The sequence below is a fragment of the Nocardia sp. NPDC058497 genome (assembly GCF_042720195.1).
Classification (GTDB): domain Bacteria; phylum Actinomycetota; class Actinomycetes; order Mycobacteriales; family Mycobacteriaceae; genus Nocardia.
On sequence record NZ_JBHXMY010000444.1, the window covers coordinates 1 to 5,045 of the forward strand.

The following is a 5,045-nucleotide window of genomic DNA, read 5'->3' on the forward strand; positions in this document are numbered from 1 at the left end:
CGACGGCCCGGTCCCACAACCTCGGTCCGCACAATTCCGCCCAGTGTCGGGCGAATCACCAACCCGCATTGCACCCTTGCGCAGAAAGGGCTCCATCAGTCATGCACGAAATCGCCTCCACCGCAACGAGATCGGCTCGTAGCTGGCATCGCAACCGCTCTTCTCGCCGTCGCGGAATGATCTTGGCGGGAGCATTGCCGTTGGCTATTGCCATCGCGGCCGCCGGTCCCGCCCACGCTGCCGACAACCTTGCCGCGGTCGCTGATCAAGGGGGGGTGACAAGCCCCGCCCAACCTGCCACCGAATCCCCGACCCCCGCTCCGCCTCCCGAGCCGGCGCCGGAACCCGAGCCTGCTGCGCCACCGGCCTATTACGAACAGCCCCAAGAGGTTCGGACAGCACCGCAACGTCCGGCACCGGAGGTCGACGAGCCGGTCGAGCCGGTGCGCATCGAAGAGCTGCACCTGCCTGAGCCGGTCGAGCCAGTGGCACCGATCGTGCCGGAGGAGGGCACGATCCGGATCGGGGAATGGCAGACCCCGAGCCCAGACTGGCTGCCGGTCGAGGTCCGCGACACCATCAACAACACCGCTGCCGGAGCCGAAGCCCAGATCGCCACCGCCCTGGACTCCGTCGGCATCCCCGCCGGGCGCTCGGACCGCGTCAGCGGCGCCACCCTGGCCGGAACCGGAATCGGCGCCGCCGCCGGAGCCACCGCGTTGGGCGCTCCGGCCGCGGTGGTCGGTGCCACGGTCGGTGGGCTGGTCGGAGGCACAGTCGGCGGGATCGCCGGTGCCGCACTGGGAATCGTCATCCCGGTCCCGATCATCGGCCAAGCCACCAGCGGCGTCGCCGGCACCGCCCTCGGCGCCGCCGCCGGAGCCGCCGCCGGGGCGGCGATCACCGGTGTCCCGGCCGCAGTGGTCGGCGGGGTGGTCGGTGGCACGATCGGCGCCGGGTTCGGCGCGGGCGTCGGAGTCGGACAGTGACCCGAACCCCGCGCACCGCCACCGGCCTCGCGGCAGCCGTGCTGAGTGCGGCGGCGATCACTGCCGCTCCCACCGCTCCGGCCTCCGCGGTCCCGCTCGACGGCTGCCCTGCGCTCTACTTGCTCGGTGTCCAGGGCACCGGGCAGTCTTCACCGACCGCGGATCCCCTCGCAGACACCGGCGTGGTGGGATCGCTGATCGGCCCCGTCGTTTCCGCGGTGCCGGGCCTCGTGCAACGCGCCTACGTTGGCTACTCGGCCGGGTTCGGTGGGATCGTGCCCGGCGGTGGCACGGATCCCTACGTGGACTCGGTGACAGGTGCCCGCGCTTCGCTCGATGCCGCGGCCACGCAGATCGCCGACGCGTGCCCGGGTACGAAGCTGGCCGCAGTGGGCTATTCCCAAGGGGCTCAGGCGGTATCGAGCTTCGCCCGCGCCGTCGGGGCGGGCAACGGGCCGATCTCGGCCGACCAGGTCGCGGGGATAGCGCTGTATGCAAACCCCGATCGAGCCGTCACCGAACCGGTGTTTCCAGGTCGGCCCGGTCAGACGGTGCCCGATCCCGCGCCAGGCACTTCCGGTGCGGCGGTGTCGGGTGTGCGGATCCTGGCCGCCCCGGCCGGTGGCGCGGGCATCGCGACCAGCTCGGATGGGTACGGGTCATTGACCGGGCGGGTGGCCGACATCTGCAGCGACGGGGACCTGGCCTGCTCGGCACCCCCAACCGCGACCCTTCTCCGGCTGGGTGCCCAGGTGTTCGCGCACGCCGATCTGACCAACCCGGTCGCCGCCGTCAGCACGATCGGCACGACGATGTCCGCCGCGCTGGGAGATACGTGGAACACCGCCGTGCTCAATGACTTCCAGGTGAACGGAACCCAGGTCGCCTACATCCCGCGGCTGAGTTTGGGGGAGCGCGTTGTCGATGCCGCCGACCCCCGGTCGGGCTCGGCTGATGCCGGTGCGGCGGCTGCCCAGTGGGACGCGATCACGGCTGCCCTGGCCGCGGCGCCGTGGCAGCTACCCGGTCTGCTGGCCCAGCTCGGCGGAGCGTGGGGGCAGCTTGTCGCGGAGAACGCCGACCTAGTGAACCCTGCGGTCTGGGTGCGGTTCGCCGACACCGTCGGCCGCCACAACTCCTACGCGTTGACCGGGCAGCTGGCCTCGGGGACCGCGTGGATGATCGCGCTGGCCCACGACGCAGCGGGGGCCGGGGCATGACCGGCGATGCAGAGGACTTCTTCGCCAACACCTCCGTCACCTCCGGGCGTGCGCCCGGCGTCATCCTGCGCTCCCGCGACGTCACTGTGACGCACCCGGCCGGTGTCGGAGCCGCCCGCCAGATCGTCTACACCACGACCGCCGGGTCCGGGTTTCCGGTCGCGGCGTCGGGAATCGTGCTCGAACCCGGCGTGAACTCGGCCAACGGCAGCTCGCAGCGGCGGGTGGTGATCTTCTGCCCGACCTTCCACGGTCTGGGCGGGGCATGCGCGCCGTCGCAACTGGTGGTCGAGGGTACCGAGCCGGATGCGCCGAGTATGGCCGCGGCGCTGGCGATGGGCTGGACGGTCGCGATCCCCGACGGTATCGGTCTCGGGCTGACCGGCGCGGGGCCCCACCACTTCCTCGCGGCGGCCTCCGGCGCGCACGCGGTCCTGGACCTTGCTCGTGCGATCTGCGCACCGACCCGGGCTGGTGAGCTGCCGAAACCGGTGGCGGTGTGGGGCTACGGTGACGGTGGCCGGGTGGCCGCGGCGGCGGCCGAGCAGCATCCGGGCTATGCCCCCGAGCTCGATCTGCGGGCCGTCGCGGCCGGCGCGGTCATCACCGACCCCGGCGCTCTGATCCCAAGCATCGACGGCGGCCCGTTCGCGGGGATGGCGTTCGCGGCGATGATCGGGCTCGGCCGCGCCTACGCGCATCTGCCGATCGACCACATCCTCAGCGACGACGGCGTCCGCGCCGTCACGACTGCCAGCACCCTCGATGCCGGCACGCTCCTCGCCGAGTACGGCTACCCCCTGGGCCGCTGGTGCGAACGCCCCGATCCGTGGCGTGACCCGATCTGGCGGCATGTCTTGGCCAGTGAGGTACTGCCACAGAAGACGCCGATCGTGCCGGTCCACCTGTACCAGGGGTTGCTCGACGCCCTCGTGCCCGTCGCGTCCACTCGCGCACTGTTCGCCGACTACAGCGCACGCCAGGTCGAAGTGACCTGGTCACAGTTCGACGCCACCCACCTCGGTGCCGCCGATCTAGGCACCGCCGACGTTTTCGCCGTCCTTCGCGAAGGGTTCACCCGCCCCCCACACAGCGGCACATTGCCCGCGACCTGAGTTCAGTGCACACCCCTGGCCGTATCAACGAAAGCGAAAGCCGATGAACTCCAGCAATACCCAGACACCACCTCGTCATCGCGGGCTGGGATGGGTACTCGGCGCGATGGTCGCGGCATTGGTTATGGCCGCGCTGCCGGCGCCCGCGACAGCGGAGCCGGCAACGACCTCCTCAACTCCGGTTGACAGCCCCAGTACTACCCAGGTTGCTCAGCAGTGTCCCGCGCTTGCCGTCATCGGGGTGCAGAGCGGGGAGGAGGGCGCGGCCACCACCGCCGACACCAGTGATACCGGGATGCTGGGGCAGGCTTTTGGCCGGATCACCACCGCCACAGGCGGTTTAGTGCACCGCAGCTACATCGTCTACGGCACCGAAACCGACAGCGCATCCGCGGGATACGCGGCGGCGATCTCCGCCGCTGCGGACCGGATCGAGCAGACCGCGGTCGAGGCTATCGGCCGCTGCCCGTCGGTGAGGGTCGCCGTCGCCGGCTACGCCCAGGGCGCTGCCGCTGCCGCGTCGTGGGCTGAGAAGGTCGGTGCCGGACGTTCATCGGTTCCGGCGGACACGGTGGCCGGAGTGGCGCTTGTGGCGAATCCCGCGAGGCGAGCCGCGACCACCGTGTTGCCCGGAACCGATTCGGCCACACCGGCTCCCACGCCCGGCACCGAGGGAACGAACACCCGCACCATCACCCTGACCAATACCGGGCTGTCCGGAGCCGGGATCGCCGCTGCCGCAAGCCCGGTCAGCTACGGAACCCTGGTGGGACGCGTCGCGGATCTGTGCGTGGCCGGTGACGCCACCTGCGATGTCCAGTCCGGCAGCCCGCTGCTGACCGCGGTCGCCAACATCAGTGGCCAAGCTGAGGGCAAGGACCCGGTCACTGCGATCGGTGTCGTTGCCGAAGCGCTGGCATCGACTGCCTTCACGACCGCGGTCGGGGTGGTCAGCGACGATATCTCCGGCAACAGCCTGGATCAGCTGTCCTACGACCCCAGCAAGACGCTGGGGCAGCGGATCGCCGAAGCCTCCTCACCCACCGCGCCGACAACGAGCGGATCAGACGCATTGTCGGCGTTGTTCAAGGTCGGGGCGATCGGGCTGAATTCGGTGATCGCGGTCGCGGAGAAGGTCTTCACGGCCTCGACCATCACCGAACTGGCCACGGTCGGGCTGTCCAACCCGGCAGCGGCTTTGGCGACACTCGCGGCGAAATTCGCTGAGGCGGTTGTGGATCTGGTGCCGCCACAGACGATCAGCACGTGGGTGACCTCCGCGTTCGAGGCGATCACGTCCACGATCACCGACACCAGCGATCTGTACACGACCTCGGCGACCGCGCAGTACTCCGATGCGACCGGCCGCCGCGCCAGCTACACCAGCGCCACCGCGACCAGCTCCGGGACGAGCCCGCTGACCGCAGTCGCGGACTGGTTCATCGCCCTGGCCGAAGACCTCGCCCCCACCGCGAACAACTCGTCCCCAGCGACGACACCGTCGGCAAGCCCCTCTCCCAAGACCACCATCCCCACGGCGACGAGCACCTCGCCGCCGGTCCACGCGGCGACCACAACGCCGCGTCCCTGAACCCCTTCGGGGTGCGCTGCAACACCAGCGGGGTCGTACCCGACCTACCCCGCCGGTTCTCTCACCCGGTGGGCAGCGCCCCCGAAGGGCCTATCCCGCCAGCGATCCCGCGAGAAGGAGGTGACAACGA

At 70.6% G+C, this 5,045-nt stretch carries 4 protein-coding genes; all 4 read left to right on the top strand.

The window, feature by feature from the left end:
• Positions 1-200: 200 nt before the first annotated feature.
• The 4 genes from ACFWPJ_RS24305 to ACFWPJ_RS24320 all read left to right on the top strand — a co-directional run bounded on the left by ACFWPJ_RS24305 (position 201) and on the right by ACFWPJ_RS24320 (position 4,915).
• The gene (locus ACFWPJ_RS24305) at positions 201-989 is read left to right on the top strand and encodes a hypothetical protein (RefSeq protein ID WP_378854696.1); all 789 of its coding nucleotides are present in this window, start codon (positions 201-203) and stop codon (positions 987-989) included.
• Positions 986-2,209, top strand: a complete 1,224-nt coding sequence (locus tag ACFWPJ_RS24310) for a cutinase family protein (RefSeq protein ID WP_378854697.1) — start codon at positions 986-988, stop codon at positions 2,207-2,209. The genes ACFWPJ_RS24305 and ACFWPJ_RS24310 overlap by 4 nt, the downstream gene beginning before the upstream one ends.
• Positions 2,206-3,324, top strand: a complete 1,119-nt coding sequence (locus tag ACFWPJ_RS24315) for a lipase family protein (protein ID WP_378854698.1) — start codon at positions 2,206-2,208, stop codon at positions 3,322-3,324. The genes ACFWPJ_RS24310 and ACFWPJ_RS24315 overlap by 4 nt, the downstream gene beginning before the upstream one ends.
• A 241-nt stretch (positions 3,325-3,565) precedes the next feature.
• Positions 3,566-4,915, top strand: a complete 1,350-nt coding sequence (locus tag ACFWPJ_RS24320) for a cutinase family protein (protein ID WP_378854699.1) — start codon at positions 3,566-3,568, stop codon at positions 4,913-4,915.
• The last annotated feature ends 130 nt before the right edge of the window (positions 4,916-5,045 follow it).